Source organism: Streptomyces sp. KPB2 (genome assembly GCF_003950055.1).
GTDB classification, from domain to species: Bacteria; Actinomycetota; Actinomycetes; order Streptomycetales; family Streptomycetaceae; genus Streptomyces; species Streptomyces salinarius.
Map to the genome: position 1 here is coordinate 2,105,152 of NZ_CP034353.1, position 23,129 is coordinate 2,128,280.

The 23,129-nt window shown below is 71.4% G+C and carries 18 protein-coding genes; 4 read left to right on the plus strand and 14 right to left on the minus strand.

The genetic code is table 11. The annotated features are described in order from the left end of the window. Window positions 1-109: 109 nt before the first annotated feature. The 6 genes from D1J63_RS09040 to D1J63_RS09065 form a co-directional block, all read right to left on the minus strand. Window positions 110-1,642 (minus strand): RNA polymerase sigma factor, encoded by a 1,533-nt coding sequence (locus tag D1J63_RS09040; RefSeq protein WP_125628505.1) that lies wholly within the window; start codon window positions 1,640-1,642, stop codon window positions 110-112. Window positions 1,643-2,071: 429 nt separating this feature from the next. Next, entirely contained in the window at window positions 2,072-2,959 is an 888-nt protein-coding gene (gene whiH, locus D1J63_RS09045) for a sporulation transcriptional regulator WhiH (protein WP_102932412.1), read from the minus strand. A 161-nt stretch (window positions 2,960-3,120) separates the two neighbouring features. Next, a complete protein-coding gene (locus D1J63_RS09050; protein WP_125628506.1) occupies window positions 3,121-5,205 on the minus strand; it encodes an ABC transporter ATP-binding protein in 2,085 nt (694 codons plus the stop codon). 122 nt (window positions 5,206-5,327) lie between these two features. After that, on the minus strand, window positions 5,328-6,086 hold the full coding sequence (locus D1J63_RS09055; protein WP_102930686.1) for an NUDIX hydrolase: 759 nt from the start codon (window positions 6,084-6,086) through the stop codon (window positions 5,328-5,330). 131 nt (window positions 6,087-6,217) lie between these two features. Beyond that, window positions 6,218-7,699, minus strand: coding sequence for a DUF4192 domain-containing protein (locus tag D1J63_RS09060; protein WP_125628507.1), 1,482 nt, complete (start codon window positions 7,697-7,699; stop codon window positions 6,218-6,220). Between the two features lie 86 nt (window positions 7,700-7,785). Further along, complete coding sequence (locus tag D1J63_RS09065) at window positions 7,786-9,945, minus strand: DEAD/DEAH box helicase (protein WP_125628508.1); 2,160 nt, start codon at window positions 9,943-9,945, stop codon at window positions 7,786-7,788. A 286-nt stretch (window positions 9,946-10,231) separates the two neighbouring features. On the opposite strand from D1J63_RS09065, the gene D1J63_RS09070 reads away from it, so the two are divergent. After that, window positions 10,232-10,846, plus strand: a complete 615-nt coding sequence (locus D1J63_RS09070) for a hypothetical protein (protein WP_061442161.1) — start codon at window positions 10,232-10,234, stop codon at window positions 10,844-10,846. A gap of 310 nt (window positions 10,847-11,156) precedes the next feature. Here the strand turns inward: D1J63_RS09070 and D1J63_RS09075 are convergent, their stop codons facing one another. The 3 genes from D1J63_RS09075 to D1J63_RS09085 all read right to left on the minus strand — a co-directional run bounded on the left by D1J63_RS09075 (window position 11,157) and on the right by D1J63_RS09085 (window position 13,270). Continuing rightward, complete coding sequence (locus D1J63_RS09075) at window positions 11,157-11,798, minus strand: hypothetical protein (protein WP_125628509.1); 642 nt, start codon at window positions 11,796-11,798, stop codon at window positions 11,157-11,159. Between the two features lie 68 nt (window positions 11,799-11,866). Beyond that, a complete protein-coding gene (locus D1J63_RS09080) occupies window positions 11,867-12,568 on the minus strand; it encodes a ribonuclease HII (protein WP_102927156.1) in 702 nt (233 codons plus the stop codon). 81 nt (window positions 12,569-12,649) lie between these two features. Next, window positions 12,650-13,270 (minus strand): TetR/AcrR family transcriptional regulator, encoded by a 621-nt coding sequence (locus D1J63_RS09085; protein ID WP_125635334.1) that lies wholly within the window; start codon window positions 13,268-13,270, stop codon window positions 12,650-12,652. A 187-nt stretch (window positions 13,271-13,457) separates the two neighbouring features. Here D1J63_RS09085 and D1J63_RS09090 point away from each other — a divergent pair, with 187 nt between their 5' ends. After that, window positions 13,458-15,005: an MFS transporter gene (locus tag D1J63_RS09090; RefSeq protein WP_102927154.1), complete on the plus strand. Its 1,548-nt coding sequence runs from the start codon at window positions 13,458-13,460 to the stop codon at window positions 15,003-15,005. 86 nt (window positions 15,006-15,091) lie between these two features. On the opposite strand, the gene D1J63_RS09095 is transcribed toward D1J63_RS09090, so the two are convergent. The 3 genes from D1J63_RS09095 to D1J63_RS09105 all read right to left on the minus strand — a co-directional run bounded on the left by D1J63_RS09095 (window position 15,092) and on the right by D1J63_RS09105 (window position 17,399). After that, a complete protein-coding gene (locus D1J63_RS09095) occupies window positions 15,092-15,997 on the minus strand; it encodes an ADP-ribosylglycohydrolase family protein (RefSeq protein WP_125628510.1) in 906 nt (301 codons plus the stop codon). 12 nt (window positions 15,998-16,009) lie between these two features. Further along, on the minus strand, window positions 16,010-16,669 hold the full coding sequence (locus D1J63_RS09100; RefSeq protein ID WP_125628511.1) for a histidine phosphatase family protein: 660 nt from the start codon (window positions 16,667-16,669) through the stop codon (window positions 16,010-16,012). A gap of 115 nt (window positions 16,670-16,784) precedes the next feature. Next, the gene (locus D1J63_RS09105; RefSeq protein ID WP_102931385.1) at window positions 16,785-17,399 is read right to left on the minus strand and encodes a YdbC family protein; all 615 of its coding nucleotides are present in this window, start codon (window positions 17,397-17,399) and stop codon (window positions 16,785-16,787) included. Between the two features lie 158 nt (window positions 17,400-17,557). Between D1J63_RS09105 and D1J63_RS09110 the strand changes: the two genes are divergently transcribed. After that, the gene (locus D1J63_RS09110) at window positions 17,558-18,091 is read left to right on the plus strand and encodes a TerD family protein (protein ID WP_125628512.1); all 534 of its coding nucleotides are present in this window, start codon (window positions 17,558-17,560) and stop codon (window positions 18,089-18,091) included. A gap of 76 nt (window positions 18,092-18,167) precedes the next feature. Here D1J63_RS09110 and D1J63_RS09115 read toward each other — a convergent pair whose 3' ends face one another. Both D1J63_RS09115 and nrdR read right to left on the minus strand, forming a co-directional pair. Continuing rightward, window positions 18,168-21,065: a vitamin B12-dependent ribonucleotide reductase gene (locus D1J63_RS09115; RefSeq protein WP_125628513.1), complete on the minus strand. Its 2,898-nt coding sequence runs from the start codon at window positions 21,063-21,065 to the stop codon at window positions 18,168-18,170. A 165-nt stretch (window positions 21,066-21,230) separates the two neighbouring features. After that, the gene (gene nrdR / locus D1J63_RS09120; protein ID WP_125628514.1) at window positions 21,231-21,779 is read right to left on the minus strand and encodes a transcriptional regulator NrdR; all 549 of its coding nucleotides are present in this window, start codon (window positions 21,777-21,779) and stop codon (window positions 21,231-21,233) included. Between the two features lie 529 nt (window positions 21,780-22,308). On the opposite strand from nrdR, the gene lexA reads away from it, so the two are divergent. Next, window positions 22,309-23,088: a transcriptional repressor LexA gene (gene lexA / locus D1J63_RS09125; RefSeq protein WP_061442172.1), complete on the plus strand. Its 780-nt coding sequence runs from the start codon at window positions 22,309-22,311 to the stop codon at window positions 23,086-23,088. The last annotated feature ends 41 nt before the right edge of the window (window positions 23,089-23,129 follow it).

The window sequence follows — 23,129 nt, forward strand, 5'->3', positions numbered from 1 at the left end:
TCCAGTACGCCGCCCCCCGCACCCGCTGCCCAGCGCGAAGGCCCGGCTCCGCACCTGGCGGGACCGGGCCTCCGTCGCTCGTACTGCCTGCCTGTCGGCCTGCCGCGACCTAGTCGAGGTAGTCGCGCAGCACCTGGGAGCGCGACGGGTGACGCAGCTTCGACATGGTCTTCGACTCGATCTGGCGGATGCGCTCACGCGTGACGCCGTACACCTTGCCGATCTCGTCGAGGGTCTTCGGCTGACCGTCGGTGAGACCGAAGCGCATGGAGACGACGCCCGCCTCGCGCTCGGACAGGGTGTCGAGCACGGAGTGCAGCTGCTCCTGCAGGAGGGTGAAGCTGACCGCGTCGGCCGGGACGACCGCCTCGGAGTCCTCGATGAGGTCACCGAACTCGCTGTCGCCGTCCTCACCCAGCGGGGTGTGCAGCGAGATCGGCTCGCGCCCGTACTTCTGGACCTCGATGACCTTCTCCGGGGTCATGTCGAGCTCCTTGGCCAGCTCCTCCGGGGTGGGCTCGCGGCCCAGGTCCTGGAGCATCTGGCGCTGCACGCGGGCGAGCTTGTTGATGACCTCGACCATGTGCACCGGGATACGGATGGTGCGGGCCTGGTCGGCCATCGCGCGGGTGATCGCCTGACGGATCCACCAGGTGGCGTACGTGGAGAACTTGTAGCCCTTGGTGTAGTCGAACTTCTCCACCGCGCGGATCAGACCGAGGTTGCCCTCCTGGATGAGGTCCAGGAAGAGCATGCCGCGGCCGGTGTAGCGCTTGGCCAGGGAGACCACCAGACGGAGGTTGGCCTCCAGCAGGTGGTTCTTGGCGCGGCGGCCGTCCTCGGCGATGATCTCCAGCTCGCGCTTGAGCTTGGGCGCCAGCTTGTCGGCGTTCGCCAGCTTGTCCTCGGCGAACAGACCGGCCTCGATGCGCTTGGCGAGCTCGACCTCCTGCTCGGCGTTGAGCAGGGGGACCTTGCCGATCTGCTTGAGGTAGTCCTTGACCGGGTCGGCGGTGGCACCGGCCGCGGCGACCTGCTGGGCCGGCGCGTCGTCCTCGTCCTCGTCGGACAGCACGAAGCCCGCGTTCTCGGTGCCCTCGGGCTCCTCCGTCGCGGCCTTCGGCTCCTCGGTCGCCTCGTCCTCGAGAAGCTCGCCGTCGTCCTTCTTGGCGGTCGTCTTCTTGGCCGCCGTCTTCTTGGCGGTCGCCTTCTTCGCGGTCGCCTTCTTGGCGGTCGTCTTCTTGGCCGCCGCCTTCTTGGCGGGTGCCTCTTCCTCGACGGCGGGCTCGGCCGCGGGTGCCGCCGGGGCGGCGGGCGCGGTCGCCTTCCTGCTGGTCACCGTCTTCGCCGCGACCGTCTTCGTGGCGGTGCGCTTGGCGGGACTCTTCGCTGCGACGCTCTTTCGGGTGCGCTTGGGCTCTGCGGCACTGACCATCAGCGTCACACCCTCTTCCTCGAGGATCTGGTTGAGGCTGCGCAGTACGTTCTTCCACTGAGTGGCCGGAATCTGGTCAGCTTCGAAGGCCCGACGCACGTCATCGCCGGCGATCTGCCCCTCAGCCTTTCCCCGCTCAATGAGCGCCATGACAGAGACGGACTCGGCGATCTCCGGCGGGAGCGTACGGGATGTGCTGGCCGACACGAACAACCTCTCGGAACGTTGAAAAACGGCTTCCGGCCCCGTCCACGGCGGACGGGAGCCGACCACCGGCTTGGGAATGGGCCGACGGTGCGGGCGGGCCGGGGAGATGCACAGCGCCGTGAACGGCGTCCGTATTCCTTCCGCGGCTGTCACCTCTTAGGTCATCGTGTTGTTCCCAAGAGCGTTACGCCCAATCCGCGTGGCCCGAGTCACACCCCGTAAGCGATCAAAACCGGTCAGATCCGGATGAACAAGGTCACCAACTCATACCTACCGGCCATGCCGGGACGACTCAGCCTCTCATTCGCACCGTCGGACCCCGGGGAACCACGAGAGGCTCCGCGGGGTCCGACGGTGACGGCGGCGTGCCGGCCACTGCCACAGGAGGGGTATGGCGTGCCCGGACCGCGCCGCTGCGGCGGAAGGCGGTCAGTGCTCGCGCGGGGCGGGCACCACGCGTTCCACCTCGGGGTGGACGGTCAGAAGTTGGCGCATGGCCGCCTCGGCCGCCGCGCCGTCGCCGGTGGCGAGGGCGTCGACGATCCTGCCGTGCTGCGCGAGCGACACGTCGTTCGGCCGGTCACAGCCGGTGACCGGGCCGCCGGAGACGTGGAGGGCGGCGGAGACGATCCCCGAGAGGTGGTCCAGCATCCGATTGCCCGCGACCTGGATGAGCAGGGCGTGGAACTCGGCATCGGCACGCGAGAAGGTGAGCGCGTCGCCCTGTCCCATGGCGTGCCCCATGATCCCCACCATGTCGGACAGCCGCTGCTGGACGTCCTCGCGCCCGTGTCCGGCGGCCAGGCGCGCGGCGAGCGGCTCGATCGTCCAGCGCAGCTCGCTCAGCTCCCGGCGCTGGTCGTCGCGCTGCGGCCCGAAGGCGCGCCATTCGATGATGTCCGGATCGAGGAGGTTCCAGTCACTCACGGGGCGCACGCGCGTGCCGACGTTCGGCCGGGCGCTGACCAGCCCCTTCGCCTCCAGCACGCGAAGGGACTCGCGCACCACGGTGCGGGAGACCTCGAAACGCTGCCCGATCTCCTCGGGCACCAGCGGGCGGTCGGCGCCCAGGTCGCCCGAAACGATCATCTGGCCCAGTTGCTGGACGAGTTGCCCGTGCAGCCCGCGGCCACGGTTGCCCGCGGTGCGCCGGCCCACGCGGCCCAGCTCGGGCTCCACCCCTTCCCAGGAGGGCGCTCCGACGCGGTCGACGGCGGGCGTCTCGGCGTACGGGTAGCGGTCGAGTTCGCCCGGGTTCGCGAGGCCGGAGTCGGCGGAGCGGGCGGCGGTCATCATGGTGTGCGCAAGGGTACTCACGCATCCTTTGTCGGCGCTGACCCCAACTCCCTTGAGGTCTTTGGTGAAAAGCACACGAAAGGGTGATCGCTCACCCCGTCGCAATTGACGCCTTATCGGAAAGAAATGGGCTTTCCCCGGGGAGTTGCGCACACGGTCGGAACGGAAGGGTGAGACACGCGTCACCGCACCCTGCTGCGCAGGGTCATGAGCAGATACGCGCAGAGCAGAGCGGTCAGGGACAACGTCATTGCGCCGCCCACGGGTTGGGCGATCAGACGCAGCGCCTCCGCCACGTACCGCTCGCCCCCGAACGGCCACTGGGTCAGCAGGACCTCGCGCACCCGCATCGGGAAGCCGGCGGCGGTCCGTACGGACGGGCCCTCCCAGACCTTCTGTACGAGCGGTACGACGACGACCGGAACGGCGACCACGGCCGCCAGCCCGGCGGTGGTGGACCGGAACACGCCCGCGGCGAGCACGCCGGCCCATGCGCACCCGACGACGAGTGCGAGCCAACCGGCGCCCGGCGCGGGCCAGTCGGCGGGGAACCCCGCGAGTTCGGAGCCGTAGAAGAGCCGCAGCACCGCGGCGTCGCAGCCCGCGGTCAGGGCGGCCAGGACCAGTGCGGCGGCCGCGGAGACGAGGAGTTTGGCGGTCAGCAGCCCCATGCGGCGGGGCACGGTGCCGCAGTCGGCCGCGAGGGCGGGGTGGCGGAACTCGTCGCCGAAGGCGAGCGCGCCGAGCAGCCCGGCGCCGAGCGCGGCGGGCGGCAGCGGGAGCTCCCTCGGCCACGCGGCCAGGAGCCGCGCCTGCGGGGTGTGTCCGATCCGGGCGAGGATCACGGCGGTGACGGCGGACACGAGGAGCACGACCGCGCCGGTGACGAAGCCGGTGCCGACGCCCACCGCACGACGGAGCTCGTAACGCAGCGGCCGGAGGGGGCTGGGGGCGGAACGGACGGAGATGGGCGGCGGAAGCGTGACGGCCGTGTCCGCCGGCTTCGTCCCGCCCGGTGTGAGCGCGCTGAAGGGGCGCGGTGTGCGGTGCGGAGCGACGTCGGGGGCGGCGACTCCGGGGGCTCCGGACGATTCGGAGACACTGCCGGAGGCGCCGTCCGGGACGAGGGCCCGACGGGGCCCGGGTGTCCTGCGGCGGGCCGTCCCGGACGCGGGTCCGTCCGTGTCCCCGTCCGGGGCGGGCGCCTGACGGGGGCCGGCCTCGGGGCGGGCTTCGCGGCGGTGCGGCTGCGGCTGGGCGGCGCCGGAGGAAGGCGAGGAGGGGCCGGTGGCCGCGGTGCGGGACGTGCTCGGCGCCCCGGTGACCTGCGCGCGGTCGCCGTCACCGTCCTGCCGCTCCTGGTGCCGTGCTGCGGGGACCGCGCCGGCCCCGGCGCCCATGTCTCCCACCTCGTCTGCCAGTTGGTGCACGAGGATGCCGTGCCGGAAGGCGGTCTCGCCGATGTCGGCGCACGTACTGCCGTACACCGCGAGCCGGTTGCCTCCCTCGCGTACCACCTCGACGGAACGGCGGGCCGTGCGCGCCTCCTTGGTCACCAGGGCGGCAAGGCGGGCGGCGTGCGGACTGCGGACGGCGACGCGGGGACGCAACCGGGTCCGGGAGAACTCCGCGGCCTCCTGGTCGGCCACGACCTTTCCCCGCTCCAGGGTGACGACGTGGTCGGCGTTGCGCGCTGCCTCCTTGGGGTCCGCCGTGCTGAACAGGACGGTGCCGCCCTGGGCCGCGTGGGCACGCAGCGCGCCGTGCAGCCGTCGGGCGTCGGGGGCGGAGAGTGCGCCGGCGGGGTCGTCGAAGACCAGGGTGTGCGGGTCGGGAACGAGCGCGCAGGCCAGGCCCAGCCGTCGGTCCATGCCCCGGGAGAGGGTGCCGAGGCGTTCGTCGCGCAGCCCCTCGAGACCGACCGATTCCAGGACCTCGTCGGCCCTGCGGACGGGGACGCCGGCGGCCGCGCACAGCATGCGGAGGTGGCCGCGCACCGTGCGGGCCGGGTGCCCCGGGACGTCGCCCAGCAGCACGCCGACCTCGTGGGAGGGGTGGGCGATGCGGTGCAGCGGGCGGCCTCTGAAGTAGGTGAGACCCCGGCCGTGTTGGAGCTCGAGCATGAGTCTGAGTGCCGTCGTCTTGCCGGCGCCCGATGCTCCGAGCAGCGCGGTGACGCGGCCCGCGGGCGCCTCGAACGAGACGTCGTCGACGGCGGGCGGAAGCTCCTTGCGGGGGTTGCTGGTCAGTCCGAAGGCCTGGATCACCCGTAGCAAGATAGCGTGCGATATCCGGTTTTTCGGGCATAGCACGGCCTGTCGGCACGGGCACGGCCGCGCGTCCTCGACCGCTCGCACACCACCCCGGCGGGTCCGGCCCGGGCTCGGCGTCAGACCTCGGGGCGGAGCATCGGGGGGTTGAGGAGGGTCGCGCCGCCCGCCCGGAAGAGCTGGGCGGGACGGCCGCCCTGGCGGGTGGTCGTGCCGCCGGTGGGCACGAGGAACCCCGGCGTGCCCGTCACCTTGCGGTGGAAGTTGCGGGGGTCGAGCACCACGCTCCACACGGCTTCGTAGACACGGCGCAGCTCGCCGACGGTGAACTCGGGCGGGCAGAAGGCGGTGGCCAGCGACGAGTACTCGATCTTGGAACGGGCTCGCTCCACCCCGTCCGCCAGGATCTGGGCGTGATCGAAGGCGAGCGGCGCGACCGCCTCGCCTGCGTGACCGTAGCCGCTCTGCTCCAGCAGTTCCTCCACCGGTGCCCAGCGGGCGTTGCTGGCGTCACCGCCCGCTCGCGGTGCGGGCAGGTCGGGGGCGAGTGCGAGGTGGGCGACGCTGACCACGCGCATCCGGGGGTCGCGGTCGGGGTCGCCGTAGGTCGCGAGCTGTTCCAGATGGGCACCGTTGTCCTGGGCCGGCGCGGCCGGGTCGTGGGCGCACAGCCCGGTCTCCTCGGCCAGCTCCCGCGCCGCCGCCTGCGCCAGGTCCTCGCCGTCCCGCACGAACCCGCCGGGCAGGGCCCAGCGGCCCTGGAACGGCGGCTCACCCCTGCGCACCGCCAGCGCGCACAGGGAGTGGCGGCGCACGGTCAGCACGACCAGGTCCACAGTGACGGCGAAGGGCGGAAAGGCTGACGGGTCGTAGGGCATGCGGTGATCATAGTCGTCTTCCTGACGATAAACACTCCCTTCGTCAACCGCTCCGGCCACTGATCCACTCCTTGCCCGCCGGTGTCCCATCGCCCGCCCCGGCGGGCCGTGTGAGGAGGTCTCGCGCCAGGTCAAGCCCGTGACGAAGGGCCGCGACGGCCCGCTTCGGGGGCACTGGCGGCCCCACCGGCCCGGCGCTCTTCCCTGCGCGTCCCCCGGGGGCGCACTACCGCAGCGCTCGGCTCATGGGCATGCGCCCTCGTACGGCGGCGGGCACCATGCGTCGAGGGGAGGGTGCGCGAGCGGCGCCGACGGCCCGCCGGCACGCCGGCCGAGGGGTCGGCCGGCTCTCGCTCCGCCCGCGTTTCACCGCGTCCGTCGTCGTCCGGAGCACCGCCGCCCGTGTCCGCGCCGCCCTTCCTGCCCTCGCGCAGACAGCGGCGGATCGACTCGGGGTCGAGGCCCTCGTTGCACGCCTGGTGCAGCAGGCGGGCGAAGAGGTAGTCGGGGTCCGCACCGAGGGCCATGGCCAGTGCTTCCCGTGCCTCCAGCTCGTCACCGGTGGACCAGGCGACCCAGCCGGCGAGGGTGAGGGGCGCGGCCGCGTGTTCGGCGTACGGCCCGGCGCAGCGACGGGCCAGGGCTCGCCACAGCCGCATCGCGGGGGCCGCCTCGTCGCCCTCCATCCACGCGGCCGCGCGGTCACGTGTCGTACGGTCCTGAAGTCCGAGGATCAGCACCGCCGCCTCCTCGTGTCCGAGCAGGTGGTCGTCGCGCAGGTCCTCGGCCGGCACCCCGGAGACGGGCGGGGCCCCGGCGAGGCGTCGCATCACCCGCTCCGCCGTGTCCAGCGTCTCCTCGGCCACTTCCGCGCGGCCGTCGGCGTCGAGGATCCGGGAGACCAGCGTCGTGGCGGCGGCGTCCAGGGCCGCCGCCTGTTCGCCCGCCGCCGTGTCCTGTCGGGGAAGCATCCTGGCCCGCAGCTCACGGAGGGAGCCGCGCACCTGGATACCGGCGTAGGTGGCCGCCGCGGCCAGCACCGACGTGCCCGGCAGCCCCATGGGGAGGCCCTCCGCCGGGCAGCAGGCCTCTTCGTCGCAGCAGTACGACCAGAAGCGTCCGGCCGAGATGCACAGCGCTTCGACGACGGGGACGTCGAGGGCGCCGCACTCGACGCGCAGCTTCTGGGCCAGCGGTCGCAGTCGCTCCATCACGTCCCGTCCGGTCTCGCCCGGGCCCGGTTCCTGGCAGAGATAGGCGACCATCTGCTCGGGCCGCACCCCGCGCCGTTCGCTTCCGGTCACCAGGCCGTGGACCAGTTGTCCGGCCGCGCCCGCCCAGTCGTCCGGGTTCGCCGGGATGCCCAGTCGCGCGCGACCGCCGAAGCGGCCCCGCCCGTCCCTGTCCCGCAGGGCGGCCAGGACGATGCTGTCCTCGGGGCGGTACCCGAGCAGATACGGCAGGGCGTCGGCGAGTTCGGCGGGGGTGCGCAGGGTGACCTGCTGTTCGTCCCCGGGGCTCTCGTGCGGGGCGCGGTCCGCCCGGCCCGGCTCCGCGGCGTCCGGGATGTCGCCGTTGTCGAAGGATCCGGTCGTTTCGCTGTGGTTCGTCATGGCTCGACGATCTCGCGGATCGACAGGTTCCGCTTTGCCTGTGGATAACTGTCGACAGGGACACATCACCCCGCCCCGCGCGTGCCCTATCCGGCCAGGGCGAGGACCAGCGGAAGCACCTGGCCCGCACCGGCCTGACGCAGGAGGCGTGCGCCCACGGCCAGCGTCCAGCCGGAGTCGGTGAAGTCGTCGACGAGCAGCACCGGGCCGGAGACGCCGGCCAGGGCCGTGGCGAGCTCGTCCGGCACGGTGAACGAATCCGCCAGAGCGCGCAGCCGCTGGGCGGAGTTGCTGCGGTGGGCGGCGTGCGCGTCGGCCCGGGAGGTGTGGGCGAGGCTGCCCAGCAGCGGGAGCCTGCCGACCCGTGCCACTCCGCCGGCCAGCGAGGAGACCAGCTGGGGACGGCTGCGGGAGGGCATGGCGACGACGCCCACGGGCCGCGCCACCGCGTCGGGGGAACCGTCGGCCCAGCCGCCCGGGGAGCGGGCCCAGTCGGCCAGCACCGTCACGACGGCGTCCAGCACGTCGTCCGGGACCGGTCCGTCCGCCGACTGCGCCGACAGGAGCGGGCGCAGCCGGTTGCCCCAGCCGATGTCCGACAGCCTCCCCAGTGCCCGGCCGGTGAGGGCCTGCTGGCCCACCGGAATCCGGCCCTTGAGGTCCATGCCCACCGCGGCGAGCCCGGTCGGCCACATCTTGCGCGGCTCGACCTCCACGCCGGGACGGTCCAGCTCGCCGGTCGCCGCCGCGAGGGCCGCGGACGGGACGGCCGCATCGAGCCAGGGTCCGGCGCAGGTGTCGCAGCGGCCGCACGGAGCCGCCTTCTCGTCGTCCAGCTGTCGCTGCAGGAACTCCATCCGGCAGCCCGTGGTCGCCACGTAGTCCCGCATGGCCTGCTGCTCCGCCTGCCGCTGCCGGGCCACCCACGCGTACCGCTCCGCGTCGTACGTCCACGGCCGGCCCGTGGCGGCCCAGCCGCCCTTCACCCGCTGGACCGCGCCGTCCACGTCCAGGACCTTGAGCATCGTCTCCAGCCGCGACCGCCGGAGATCCACCAACGGTTCGAGCGCCGGAAGCGACATCGGCCGCCCCGCGTCCTCCAGCACCGCCAGCGTGCGCCGCACCTGCTCCTCCGGCGGGAAGCCCACCGAGGCGAAGTACGCCCAGATCGCCTCGTCCTCCCGCCCCGGCAGCAGCAGGACGTCCGCATGGTCCACGCCGCGCCCCGCGCGCCCGACCTGCTGGTAGTACGCGATGGGCGACGAGGGCGACCCCAGGTGCACGACGAATCCCAGATCGGGCTTGTCGAAGCCCATGCCGAGCGCCGACGTGGCCACGAGCGCCTTCACCCGGTTCGCCAGCAGGTCCTCCTCCGCCTGCAGCCGGTCGGCGTTCTCCGTCTTCCCGGTGTAGGAGGCCACCGGGTGCCCGCGCTGTCGCAGGAACGACGCGACCTCCTCGGCCGCCGCCACGGTCAGCGTGTAGATGATCCCGGAGCCGGGCAGATCGCCCAGCCGCTCCCCCAGCCACGCGAGCCGGTGCGCCGCGTCCGGCAGCTCGAGCACGCCCAGCCGCAGACTCTCCCGGTCGAGCGGCCCGCGCAGCACCAGGGCGTCCCCGCCGCCCGTGCCCAGCTGCTCCGCCACGTCGGCCGTGACCCGCGCGTTGGCGGTCGCCGTGGTGGCCAGCACCGGCACCCCGGCCGGCAGCTCGGCCAGCATGGTGCGCAGCCGGCGGTAGTCGGGGCGGAAGTCGTGGCCCCAGTCGGAGATGCAGTGCGCCTCGTCCACCACGAGCAGACCGGTCGTCGCCGCGAGCCTCGGCAGCACCTGGTCCCGGAAGTCCACGGAATTGAGGCGCTCCGGGCTCACGAGGAGGACATCGGTCTCGCCCCGCTCGACCTCCCCGTAGATCGTTTCCCACTCCTCCGGGTTGGCCGAGTTGATGGTGCGCGCCCGGATCCCCGCCCGCGCGGCCGACTCGACCTGGTTGCGCATCAGCGCCAGCAGCGGCGAGACGATCACCGTGGGACCTGCGCCGCGGCGGCGGAGCAGCGCGGTGGCGACGAAGTACACGGCCGACTTCCCCCAGCCGGTGCGCTGCACCACCAGGGCGCGCCGGTGCTCCTCCACCAGGGCCGCCACCGCCTGCCACTGGTCCTCCCGCAGCCGTGCCGAGCCCTCGCGATCACCGACCAGCTCGGCGAGGACGGCGTCGGCTTCGGTACGGAGTTCCTCGTGGTCCATGCCCCCATGCAACCCGATGGCACTGACAATGTGCGAATCGGAGACGGGCACGGCGCGTGCCGCGTCCCATGCGTCGCGCGGCGGCACTCCGGGTAGGGATATAGAGCGCACATCAGCCGATATGGGGCCTCGGTCTCAATTGCTCGTTGCCGCATCCCAGTTCGACAGGAAGAATTGAAGTCCGCTCCCCGCACGGCCCTCCGTGATCCGGCTGGGCTTCGCTGCGGTGCGCGCTCCCCGAATCCGACCCTGCCCGCAGTGTGGGCGCGTAGCCGAAGGGAGGAACGTGACCTTCGGATTCGCTCCGTCCTCGGCGGCCTCGTTTTCGTCGTCCGCCGTTTCCGCCACTCGCATGCTCGAACCGGCGGAGTGGGCCGCCGCCGGAATCCCGCTGCTGCGCAATCCTCGGGAGGTCGTCAGCGGGCTGCACTCCCGACACCGGCCGGAACCGGCGACTGCGGTCGTGGCCGTACTCGACCCGGACGAACGACTGCGCGCCAGCGCCTCGTTCACCAGCCGCCGCTCCCCCGCGGACGGCTGGATGTTCCGCAACGCGCTGCTCTCCCAGCTGCGCCGCGTCATCCCGCACGATCTGCGGCGCCGCACGCCGGTGCGCACCGCCGTACTGCTCTACTGCCGGGAGGGCGACGCGCGTTGGACGCAGGAGGACGGCGCCTGGATGTGGGGGCTGCGGGACGCGTGCACGCTGCACGGACTGCGCTGCGGCGCGTACATCACGCTGACCCGGGACGGCTGGCAGGTGCTCGGCGAGGGCCGCGGCGGACGCCGGCCCAACGCGGCGTCGGTGCCGGAGCCCTTCGCCACGGCGGAGGCACCGCCTCCGCCACCACGCACCGGCGGTGTCGCCTCGGACGTGCTGCGCCGCGCCGCCGCCCGCTGAGCACCCCGGCAGCGAGAAGCAGGCGACCACTGGAGGGCCACTACGGGTCCACCCGAGCGGTGACACGGCTCGCCATGATCCGGTCGGCCTGCGACCGGCGGACCGGGGTGCGCCGGTCCCGGTGACACCCGCACGCCGCCCGTGCCGCGGCGGCCGGGGCGCATCCACCGGTCCCGCTCGTCGGTCCGAGCCGGTGCGGGCCCGGAGGAACGTCAGGTGCACGCGGCCCGCGGGAGCCGCCGCCGTGCGGGGGCAGCGGCCCGGCACTCTCCGTGTCGCGCCGCCGGCCGCCGCACCCGGCGGAACGGGCTCAGACGCCCGCGCCCAGCACCGAGTTGATCCGCTGCGGGTCGCCGCAGACGATCAGCAGGGCGCCGGCCCGGGAGCGGGCCACGGTCAGGGCGGTGACGGCGGCGGCCTCGGGGCCGCCGTTGAGTGCGACCACGACCACGGCCCGCGACGCGGCACGGTCCGCGACGGCGGCGTCGGCGTAGAAGACGTCGTCGCCCGCGTCGTGCTGCGCCCAGTAGGCGGCATCGCCGAAGGACAGTTCGTGGGCCGCCCACGGGTGGGGGTCGCCGGTGGTGATCACCAGCACGTCACCGGGGGTGCGGCCCGAGTCCAGCAGCAGGTCGACGGCCTCTTCGGCGGCGTCGAGCGCGCCGTCCGGCGTGGCCGGGATCAGCTGGATCTGCGCGGCGGCCGGGGCGGCGGCGGGAGCGGCCGGGGCGGCCGGACCCGCGGGTCCGGGTTTGGCCGCGGCCGTGTCGCGCGACGTGCGTTGCGCCGGCGGAGCCGGGCGCACCGGGCCGGGACGGCCGGGGCGCGGCGGAGCCGCGGGACGGGGGCCGGGTACGGGGCGGGGGGTCGGCGCGGTGCGGCCACTGGCCGGAGTGGCGCGGGGACCCTGGGCCTTCTCGTGAATCTGAGGCTCCTCGGGAATGAGAGGCATGAGCTGATGTTTATCAAACGTTGGTGCGGCTCGCGTCGGCGGGTGGCACATGCCTGCGAGCCGAACCGTCAGAAATCGAAGCCGAGCTGACCCTCGATTTCCGGAGCGCTTCCGTCCACCCAACTGCGGACCTTCTTGAGGTGCCGCCACTGGGGCAGCGCATCAAGATACGCCCACGACAACCGGTGGTGCGGGGTGGGGCCCCGCTCCTCCAGTGCGGCCTTGTGCACGGGCGACGGATACCCGGCGTTGTCCGCAAAACCGAAGTCTGCATGGTCGACACCCAGTTCGGCCATCATTTTGTCGCGCTGGACCTTGGCGAGGACCGAGGCCGCCGCGACGGCGACGCAGGACTGATCGCCCTTGATCACCGTACGCACCTGCCAAGGGGCCCCGAGATAGTCGTGCTTGCCGTCGAGGATGACGGCTTCGGGACGGACCGGCAGGGCCTCCAGGGCCCGCACCGCCGCCAGCCGCAGCGCGGCCGTCATGCCCAGCGCGTCGATCTCCTCCGGAGAGGCGTGCCCCAGGGCGTACGACGTGACCCAGGTGTGCAACTCCACGGCGAGCTCGGTGCGTCGCTTGACGGTGAGCAGCTTGGAGTCGGTCAGACCGGCCGGGGGCCGCCGCAGTCCCGTGACCGCGGCGCAGACGGTGACCGGACCGGCCCACGCGCCGCGCCCCACCTCGTCGACACCGGCAATGATCTTCGCTCCGGTCGTGGCGCGAAGGGAGCGCTCGACGGTGTGAGTAGGTGGTTCGTACGGCATGGCGCCCCTAGCCTACGCCGCCGCGATCCCCGTGCGACACCCCGGTTCCCCGATCGGTTCCGGCCCCCTCGGCGGCCCGGTTCAGGGAGCGTCGGGACGCAGCAGCGGGACCATCAACTGGTCGATCATTTCCTCGAGCTCGCCGTCCGTCCATTCACTTGCACAAATCTTCGAGCGGTACATCATCATCGCCGGGATGGCGTCGAAGACGTATCCGTTGGCCGCGTCGCGACGGACCTCTCCCCGCTCCATTCCACGGTTTATGACCTCGCAGATCATCGTGAGGGTCGGTTCCACCACACCCTTGATGATCACCGCATGGAAGCGCTCGGCCTGCATGCTGTCGCATTCGTGAATCACCGAACGCAACGCGAATCCGGGGCGGGAGAACATCGCGTCGCGCGCCCTGCGGCACAGCTCCAGCAGGTCCTCGCGCACGCTGCCGAGGTCGGGGACCGTGTCGAAGTCCGGCAGTCCGGACAGCAGCGCGTCCGCGACGAGATCCTCCTTTGAGGGCCAGCGTCGGTAGACGGCCGCCTTGCCGGTCTGCGCGCCGGCGGCCACGCCTTCCATCGTCAGGCCGTTCCAGCCGACGGTGCCGAGCTGGTCCAGCGCGGCCTCGAGGATGGCGCGCTCCAGGACCGCACCGCGCCGACGGGAGGGCGTCTGGGCGGAGGCGGCCGCCCAGTGCGAAGCAACCATGTCGGAGGTCTCCAAAAAACGGTGAAAACGGGTATTCGGGGACGAGACGCGTCTCGCGCGGCCGCAACGGGGGATCGGACGCGCGACACCTCGGCAAGTGAACGGTTGCGTTCACTGTCGCCGAGTCACTAACGTTGAAGCAACAGTGAACGCGAGCGTTCACTAAGTCATTCGTGGGGGACACATAGTGACAACCTCTTCTCTGATCAAAGACCAGAAGCCGGGAGCGGCCCGCCGGGAGGGACACCCCGGCATCGCACTCGCCGTCATCGCGGCCTGTCAACTCATGGTCGTACTCGACGCGACGATTGTGAACATCGCGCTCCCGCACATTCAAAACGCGCTCGAGTTCAGCACCACCGATCTCACCTGGGTCGTCAGCGCCTACACGCTCACCTTCGGCGGCCTGCTCCTGCTCGGCGGCCGAGCCGGCGACATCCTCGGCAGGCGCCGGGTCTTCATGACCGGCATCCTGCTCTTCACCTTCGCCTCGCTGCTCGGCGGCTTCGCCCAGGAACCCTGGCAGCTGCTGGCGGCGCGCGTCCTGCAGGGCATGGGAGGCGCGATCGCGTCGCCCACGTCGCTGGCCCTCATCACCACCACTTTCCCCGAGGGACCGGAGCGCAACCGGGCCTTCGGCGTCTTCGCCGCCGTCTCGGCGGGTGGCGGCGCCATCGGCCTGCTGGCGGGCGGCATGCTCACCGAGTGGCTCGACTGGCGTTGGGTGCTCTTCGTCAACGTGCCGATCGGTGTGCTGATCGCCGTACTCGCACCGCTCTACATCAACGAGTCCGAACGCCACTCCGGCCGCTTCGACATAGCCGGGGCGGTGACCTCCACCGCGGGCATGGCGTCTCTCGTCTACGGCTTCATCCGGGCCGCTGACGAGGGCTGGCGGGACAACCTGACCATCGGCTCCTTCGCGGCCGCCGCGGTCCTGCTGCTGGCCTTCGTCCTCATCGAACAGCGGGCCAAGGAACCGATCACCCCGCTGAAGATGTTCGCCGACCGCAACCGCTCCGGCACGTACGTGATCATGCTGAGCCTGGCCGCGGCGATGTTCGGCATGTTCTTCTACATCGTGCTGTTCGTGCAGAACGTGCTCGGCTACACGCCCATCGAGGCCGGCCTGGCCTTCCTGCCGGTCACGGTGGTGATCGCGCTCGGTGCGGGCCTGTCGCAGCGATTCCTTCCCGTCTTCGGCCCGAAGCCGTTCATGATCGCGGGTTCCACGCTCGCCGCGATCGGGCTCGGCTGGCAGGCCCTCATCAGCTCCGACAGCTCGTACGTCGGCGGCATTCTGGGGCCGATGCTGATCTTCGGCTTCGGCATGGGCCTGAACTTCGTGACGCTGACGCTGACCGCGGTCTCCGGGGTCGCCCAGCACGAGGCGGGCGCGGCGTCGGGGCTGCTCAACGCGATGCAGCAGGTGGGCGGATCGATCGGGCTCGCCATCCTGACGACGGTCTTCGGCACGGCCAGTAAGGACGAGGCGGAGAAGCAGATACCGGACTTCCTCACCAACGGGTCTCCGGAGCAGAAGGCGGAGTTCGCCCAGACGCACCAGCTGCCCGCGCCGTGGTCGCACGACGTGCTGGCGCAGGGCATCTCGGCCGCCTTCGTCCCGGCCGCCGCCATGGCCGTACTCGCCCTGGCCACGGCGTGGCTGGTGATCCGGGTACGGAAGAGCGACCTGGAGGCCCTGTCCGGCTCGGCCGGTCCGGGCGTGGGCTGAGCCCACGACACCGCGGGCCGGGCGGAAGCCACCGGCGGGCGTCCAGCACGCCCGCCGGAGCCCGCCCGGCCGGCTCGCGGATCCGGTCAGGCGCCCACCGTCATCCAGGCGGGCAGCGCCTCGACCCGTCCCGCCCACTCGGCGGGGGGCGCTCCGCCCTTGCCCGCCGCGACCACACCGCCCACGATGGCGCAGGTCGTGTCCACGTCTCCGCCGACCTGTGCGGTCGTCCAGAACGCGGTCTCGTACTCCCCGAGCGCGCGGGCCGCGGACCAGAGGGCGAAGGGAACCGTGTCGTGCGCGGTCGTACGCCGGCCGCAGCCCAGGACCGCCGCGACCGTGGCCGCGTCGCCGTAGTCGAGCATGTCCCGGGCGCGACGCAGTCCGGCGCCCACCGCGCTCTTGGGTACGAGCGCGATCACCCCGTCGAGGAGCGCGTGCGCCGGGGGCGGACCGGCCGGATCGGCGGCCAGGGCCGCAGCCGCCGCGACGGCCATGGCCCCGACCACCGCCTCACGGTGCTGGTGCGTCGGATAGGCGGAGATCTCCGCCTGGTGGGTCGCCTGTTCCGGATCGTCCGCGTACCAGGCACCCAGCGGGGCGATGCGCATGGCGGCGCCGTTGCCCCAGGAGCCCTGGCCGTTGAAGAGCGCCGCGGCCAGCTCGCGCCAGTCGCCGCCTTCCCGGACCAGCCGCAGCAGCCGGTTGACCGCGGGGCCGTACCCCCGGTCGAAGTCGTGGTGGTGGGCGAAGGAGAGCGCCAGCGCGTCCTGGTCGATGCGGTGGTGGGCGGCCAGGACGGAGACCACGGAACAGGCCATTTCCGTGTCGTCCGTCCACTGCCAGGTGCCGGGCGGCAGCTCACGGCGTCCCAGCAGCGGATAGTTCGCGGGAACGAAGAACTGTGAACCCAGCGCGTCCCCCACCGACAGTCCGCGCAGGCTGGAAAGGGCGCGGTCCGGGCGCCCGTCGGAAGAAGAATGAGCGGTCATCGCCCTGCCACTCTATCCGGTGATCCCGTACGGTTCCGGATCTCGCCAGCGTTCGAAGGGCCGGTCAAGGGTGTACTTGCCGTCCTCACCGAGAACGAGCATCCGCATCTCGGCGTTCCCGGGGTTGGACAGCGACTCGAACTCCGCGACCGTCCAGTGGAACCACCTCATGCAGAACAGCCGCATGGCGAGTCCGTGGGTCACCAGCAGCACGTTCGGCGGGTGGTCGGGGTCCTCGAAGCTGCGGAACAGGCTCTCCAGGAAGTTGCCGACGCGGTCGTACACGTCGGCGCCGGACTCGCCCTGGGCGAAGCGGTAGAAGAAGTGCCCGTAGGCGTCGCGGTAGGCCTTCTGGAGCCGGACGTCGTCGCGGTCCTGCCAGTTGCCCCAGTCCTGTTCGCGCAGCCGGGGCTCCTCACGGATCCGTATCAGGTCCGGGTCGAGGTGGAAGGCCTGGAGAGTTTCGTGGGTGCGGCGGTACGGCGAGACGTACACGCTGACCCGCTCGCGGCCGAACGCCTCGCGCAGCGCCTTGCCGGTCTCCTCGGCCTGCGCCCGGCCCCGGTCCGTGAGGGCCAGCGCGTGGTCGGGTTCGCGCTCGTACACGGTGTCATCGACGTTGCCGGTCGACTCGCCGTGCCGGACAAGAACGATGCGCCGTGGTCGTGCCATGCCAGAACCCTAGATCGAGACGGCCGGAACCAAGCACCCGTACGTTCCCGTACGGCGTACATCACACACACCTCACACGGCTTCCGCACCCGGGCGGGAGGCCGGGCCGGGGGTCTCAAACGGTCCAGGAGGGTTCCAGCTGAACGATGTCGCCGGTCAGGGCCGTGATGTCGGCCTCCGTCCGGGCGCGCAGGGCGAGCCGCTCGATACGCTCGGTGCGGTACTTCCCGTGCTCGGCGGCCGACAGCCACATGGACAGCACGAGGTACTCGTTGTAGGCGTCTCCCGGGGCTTCGCCGAACAGGCCGCGGATCATGCCCGGCGAGCCCGCCATCGCCGGGTTCCAGACCTTCTCCTGCATGAGGACGTAGTGCTCGGCCCGTTCCTCGTGGACCCGGCACAGCGCCACCCGGAGCAGGTCGGCGTCGGTGAAGCGCGGCTCGAACCCGGTCTTCACGTCGAACCGGTGGTCGAAGAGCCTGACCTGGGCGTCCTTGAAGGTGCCGGCCTGGGCCGATGCCAGCCTGTCGTGGGAGCGGGCCATGAAGGAGTCGTAGAAGGCACGGCTCTCCCAGAAGGCGAAGACGTGCGCCACGTCCGGCCGCGTCCGGCTCCAGCCACCCCCCTGTCCCCGAAAACCCGGCTCCCCCGGAAGCCCCGCCCACTTCCGCTGCCCCCGTTCGAAACCGCGGCGGTCCACCACGGTGCAGCGAATCCACTTGACCAGCACCGCGCCATGGTAAGGCCAGGGAACGTGGCACCGGTCACTCTCCGCGGGACCGCTTGCCCGCACCCCCGTCCCGGTGCGTGGCAGGATGGACAACCGGCCGTCACCGCCCGGCAGTTCGGAGGGCCGGGCAGGGCGGGGGACCTGGGAAGGGGAAGTCTGTGAACGGCCTCAGCAAGGGCATGCGCAAGGTCGAGGTCGCGCTGCGGTGGGACCCGAGTCCGGCGGGACAGCCGGCCGCCGACCTGGACCTCGTCGCCGGGACCTACCCGGTGGACGATCCGTACGGCGCTCCGGCCTATCTGGTGCACTTCGACAGCCGCTCGCCCGACGGCACGATCTATCTCAACCGGGACAGCAAGGACGGCAAGGGTTTCGGGTTCGACGAGGTCATGACGCTGGAGCTGGAGCGGCTCGCCGCCCGGTACGCGCGCGTGGTGGTCGGCGTCGCCATCCAGCAGCACTCCGAGGAGCGGACCTTCGCCGCGGTCGCCAACCCGGGCCTGCGCATCCGTGAGGGGTACACGGACCTGGCCTCGGAGGACTTCGCCGGTGTCCCGGACGCCACGGCGGCGACGGTCGCGGAGTTCGTCCGGGACGAGACGGGGGCGTGGGAGTTCCGGTCCGGCGTGCACGGCTTCGAGGGGGACCCCTCGACGTTCACCCGTGTGATGGGCGCCCCGCACCGGCCTTGACGGTGCCGTGCATGAGTAAGGGGCGACCGCCAAGGCGGTCGCCCCTTACTCATGAGCCACTACGAGCGGCTACGCGTCAGCTGCACCCGCTGGTCGAGCCGCAGCCCTCGCAGATGTAGCAGGAGCCGGCGCGCTGCATCTTCGTGCCGCAGGAGAAGCACAGCGGGGCGTCGGCCTGGATGCCCAGCTGCATCTCCACCAGCTCGGCGCTGGTGTGCGCCTGCTGCGGCGCGGGCTTGGCGGACTCGGCCTCGGCCTTCGGCGTGGCGACGGCCTTCACCTGGGCGAGCGGCGCCGACTGGGCCAGGCCCTCGACGTCCAGCTCGTCGTCGGACGGCTCGTACGAACCCGTCTCCAGGTGGCGCTGGCGCTCCTCGGCGGAGTGGATGCCGAGCGCGGAGCGCGTCTCGAAGGGCAGGAAGTCCAGCGCCAGGCGGCGGAAGATGTAGTCGACGATCGACTGCGCCATCCGCACGTCCGGGTCGTCCGTCATACCGGCCGGCTCGAAGCGCATGTTCGTGAACTTCGAGACGTACGTCTCCAGCGGCACGCCGTACTGGAGGCCGACGGAGACCGCGATGGAGAAGGCGTCCATCATGCCCGCGAGGGTCGACCCCTGCTTGGACATCTTGAGGAAGACCTCGCCGAGACCGTCGTCCGGGTAGGAATTGGCGGTCATGTAGCCCTCGGCGCCGCCGACGGTGAAGGACGTGGTGATGCCGGGCCGTCCCTTCGGAAGGCGCTTGCGGACCGGACGGTACTCGACGACCTTCTCGACCGTCTCGCGGATGGCCGCCTCGGTCTTCTCGGTGATCTCCGCCTTCTCGTCCTTGGCCGACTTGGTCTTCGCGGAGAGGGGCTGGCCGACCTTGCAGTTGTCGCGGTAGATGGCGAGCGCCTTGACGCCCATCTTCCACGCCTCGAAGTAGACCTCCTCGACGTCCTCGACGGTCGCCGACTCCGGCAGGTTGACCGTCTTGGACAGGGCGCCGGAGATCCACGGCTGGATGGCGGCCATCATGCGGACGTGGCCCATCGCGGAGATGGAGCGCTCGCCCATCGCGCAGTCGAACACCTCGTAGTGCTCGTGCGCCAGGCCGGGCGCGTCGACCACGTTGCCGTGCTCGGCGATGTGGGCGACGATCGCCTCGATCTGCTCCTCCTGGTAACCCAGGCGGCGCAGGGCCTGCGGGACGGTGCCGTTGACGATCTGCATCGAGCCGCCGCCGACCAGCTTCTTGAACTTGACCAGGGCGAGGTCGGGCTCGAGGCCGGTGGTGTCGCAGGACATCGCGAGACCGATGGTGCCGGTCGGGGCGATGACGGACGCCTGGGAGTTGCGGAAGCCGTTCTTCTCGCCGAGGCGGAGCACGTCCTGCCAGGCCTCCGTGGCGGCGGCCCAGATCGGCGTGTCGAGGTCGTCCATGCGGACGGCCTTGGCGTTCTCGTCGGAGTGCTGCTTCATGACCCGCAGGTGCGGCTTGGCGTTGCGGGCGTAGCCGTCGTACGGGCCGACGATGGCGGCGAGCTCGGCGGAGCGGCGGTACGACGTGCCGGTCATCAGGGAGGTGATGGCGCCGGCCAGGGCGCGGCCGCCGTCGGAGTCGTAGGCGTGGCCGGTCGCCATCAGCAGGGCGCCGAGGTTGGCGTAGCCGATGCCGAGCTGGCGGAAGGCGCGGGTGTTCTCGCCGATCTTCTGGGTCGGGAAGTCCGCGAAGCAGATGGAGATGTCCATCGCGGTGATGACGAGCTCGACGACCTTCGAGAAGCGCTCGGCGTCGAAGGACTGGTTGCCCTTGCCGTCGTCCTTCAGGAACTTCATCAGGTTCAGCGAGGCGAGGTTGCAGGACGTGTTGTCCAGGTGCATGTACTCGCTGCACGGGTTCGAGCCGTTGATGCGGCCGGACTCCGGGCAGGTGTGCCAGGCGTTGATGGTGTCGTCGTACTGGATGCCCGGGTCGGCGCAGGCCCAGGCGGCCTCGGCCATCTTGCGGAACAGCGCCTTGGCGTCGACCTCCTCGATGACCTCGCCGGTCATGCGGGACGTCAGGCCGAACTTGCCGCCGTCCTGCACGGCCTTCATGAACGTGTCGTTCACACGGACCGAGTTGTTGGCGTTCTGGTACTGGACGGACGTGATGTCGTCGCCGCCCAGGTCCATGTCGAAGCCCGCGTCGCGCAGGGCGCGGATCTTCTCCTCCTCCTTGACCTTGGTCTCGATGAAGTCCTCGATGTCGGGGTGGTCGACGTCGAGGATGACCATCTTGGCCGCGCGACGGGTGGCGCCGCCGGACTTGATGGTGCCGGCGGAGGCGTCGGCGCCGCGCATGAAGGAGACCGGTCCCGAGGCGTTGCCGCCGGAGGAGAGCAGCTCCTTGGAGGAGCGGATCCGGGAGAGGTTCAGGCCGGCGCCGGAGCCGCCCTTGAAGATCATGCCCTCTTCCTTGTACCAGTCGAGGATCGACTCCATGGAGTCGTCGACGGACAGGATGAAGCAGGCGGAGACCTGCTGCGGCTGGGGCGTGCCGACGTTGAACCACACCGGGCTGTTGAAGCTGAAGATCTGGTGCAGGAGGGCGTAGGCCAGCTCGTGCTCGAAGATCTCGGCGTCGGCGGGCGAGGCGAAGTACTTGTTGTCCTCGCCGGCCTTCCGGTACGTCTTCACGATGCGGTCGATGAGCTGCTTGAGGCTCACCTCGCGCTGCGGGGTGCCCACGGCGCCCCGGAAGTACTTGCTGGTGACGATGTTGACCGCGTTCACCGACCAGAACTCGGGGAACTCGACGCCACGCTGCTCGAAGTTGACCGAGCCGTCGCGCCAGTTGGTCATGACGACGTCACGACGCTCCCAGGCCACCTCGTCGTAGGGGTGGACGCCGGGAGTGGTGTGGACGCGCTCGACGCGGAGTCCCTTGCCCGCCTTGGTGCCCTTGGCGCGGGAACTCCGTGCCGGACCGCTCGCCGTCTCTGTCATGCCGCCTCCCTGTACGGGCGAAAACGCCCTGAAGTGCCCCGATTGTTCCCGTGGGCACGGTGTTCTGTCTGGTGTTGCGGGCATCTCTCGCTGCGCCCGCAACAGGTCTCTGTTCGCCGCCGTCCGGCCGGGCCCGGGCGCCGAAGTCCGGGTCCGGCCCGCCGATCAGTCGGCGGCGCCTGCGGGCTCGGGGACCTGTCCCGCCCCCGTGGGCCCGCGGTCGTTCTCCTGGCTCCCCGCGCCGGTGTCGTCGTCCTCGCCGGGGTGCCCCGTCGTCTCCCTCAGTTCCGCGATCGCGGCCTCGAAGTCCTCGAGCGAGTCGAACGCCCGGTAGACCGAGGCGAACCGCAGATAGGCGACGAGGTCGAGTTCCTGCAAGGGTCCGAGGATGGCCAGCCCCACGTCGTGGGTGGTCAGCTCGGCGCTTCCGGTGGCCCGCACCGCCTCCTCGACCCGCTGGCCGAGCTGTGCGAGCGCGTCCTCGGTGACGGGCCGGCCCTGACAGGCCTTGCGCACTCCGTTGATCACCTTGGTCCGGCTGAACGGTTCGGTGACCCCGGACCGCTTCACCACCATGAGCGAGCACGTCTCCACGGTCGTGAACCGACGGGAGCAGTCAGGGCACTGGCGGCGCCTGCGGATCGACGTGCCGTCGTCGGTCGTACGGCTGTCGACGACACGGCTGTCGGGGTGCCTGCAGAAGGGGCAGTGCATGGACTCCGAACCCTCCTCACAGCAGACTCAACGGCCTCGACAGACCCTTCGGGCCCCTCGAAGCAGCCCCCAGCATAGGCGATCGCGACGGGCCCGAAGACCCGGGGGACCACAACTTGTGGGCTGCTGATGCAATCCAACCACTAGATGTGGGGATTGGCTCATACATCCAGGCCCTGCACGCGTGTCGCGCCCGCGCGTACGCGCGCTCCGGGCCCCGAAGGGCGCGCATGCGGAGATACCGTGGGCGCCGCGGGGAGGGGACGTGGGACTACCGCAACAGATGGGAGACCCGCCCCGTCGAACGGGATGCCGGATGGCAGACTGGAGCGACATCCCGGAGGTTGTCACCACGGCGGTGAAGAGTACAGCAATAAGCCCTTTTGTCCGCCAGGCACAACGGTAGCCATACACCCAGACATGCAATACGGACGAGAGAATCGCGGTTTTTCACTCGAACGTGTGTTTGGCGCAACCTTTCGAAAGCTACTACCGTTGTGCAGCAGGGAGACCATCGAGAGGGGCCGACGTGACCACCACCGCCGACAGTGCCACCATCACTGCCCAGGAACGCCCCCAGGGCCGACCTGAGCCGGTGCACGCGATGAGCGACGCCACGAATCCCGAGGGGCACAAGCGCTCCCTGCCGGGGCGACCTCCCGGCATCCGGGCGGACAGCTCAGGACTCACCGACCGCCAACGCCGGGTGATCGAGGTCATCCGTGACTCCGTGCAGCGGCGCGGGTACCCGCCGTCGATGCGGGAGATCGGCCAGGCCGTCGGCCTCTCCAGCACCTCCTCCGTGGCACACCAGCTGATGGCTCTGGAGCGCAAGGGCTTCCTGCGCAGGGACCCGCACCGCCCGCGCGCCTACGAGGTGCGTGGCTCCGACCAGGCCGCCTCGGTGCAGCCCACGGACACCGCCGGAAAGCCGGCCGCGTCGTACGTGCCGCTCGTCGGGCGCATCGCCGCCGGTGGCCCGATCCTGGCCGAGGAGTCCGTCGAGGACGTCTTCCCGCTCCCCCGGCAGCTGGTCGGCGACGGTGAGCTGTTCGTGCTGAAGGTCGTCGGCGACTCGATGATCGAGGCCGCGATCTGCGACGGGGACTGGGTCACGGTCCGCCGTCAGCCGGTCGCCGAGAACGGCGACATCGTGGCCGCGATGCTCGACGGCGAGGCCACCGTCAAGCGCTTCAAGCGCGAGGACGGCCACGTCTGGCTCCTCCCGCACAACGCGGCCTACGAGCCGATCCCCGGTGACGACGCGACCATCCTCGGCAAGGTGGTGGCCGTACTGCGTCGCGTCTGAGCGCCACGGCGGGCGGGTACGCGCGACCGCGCCCCGCCGAC

Excerpts from the sequence above, each read along its gene's own strand:
- D1J63_RS09065 (WP_125628508.1), bottom strand. The coding sequence starts at position 9,945 with ATGGACCACGAGGAACTCCGTACCGAAGCCGACGCCGTCCTCGCCGAG.
- D1J63_RS09055 (WP_102930686.1), bottom strand. The coding sequence starts at position 6,086 with ATGCCCTACGACCCGTCAGCCTTTCCGCCCTTCGCCGTCACTGTGGAC.
- D1J63_RS09100 (WP_125628511.1), bottom strand. The coding sequence starts at position 16,669 with ATGGCACGACCACGGCGCATCGTTCTTGTCCGGCACGGCGAGTCGACC.
- D1J63_RS09115 (WP_125628513.1), bottom strand. The coding sequence starts at position 21,065 with ATGACAGAGACGGCGAGCGGTCCGGCACGGAGTTCCCGCGCCAAGGGC.
- D1J63_RS09085 (WP_125635334.1), bottom strand. The coding sequence starts at position 13,270 with ATGGTTGCTTCGCACTGGGCGGCCGCCTCCGCCCAGACGCCCTCCCGT.
- D1J63_RS09075 (WP_125628509.1), bottom strand. The coding sequence starts at position 11,798 with ATGCCTCTCATTCCCGAGGAGCCTCAGATTCACGAGAAGGCCCAGGGT.
- D1J63_RS09080 (WP_102927156.1), bottom strand. The coding sequence starts at position 12,568 with ATGCCGTACGAACCACCTACTCACACCGTCGAGCGCTCCCTTCGCGCC.
- nrdR (WP_125628514.1), bottom strand. The coding sequence starts at position 21,779 with ATGCACTGCCCCTTCTGCAGGCACCCCGACAGCCGTGTCGTCGACAGC.
- D1J63_RS09095 (WP_125628510.1), bottom strand. The coding sequence starts at position 15,997 with ATGACCGCTCATTCTTCTTCCGACGGGCGCCCGGACCGCGCCCTTTCC.
- D1J63_RS09060 (WP_125628507.1), bottom strand. The coding sequence starts at position 7,699 with ATGACGAACCACAGCGAAACGACCGGATCCTTCGACAACGGCGACATC.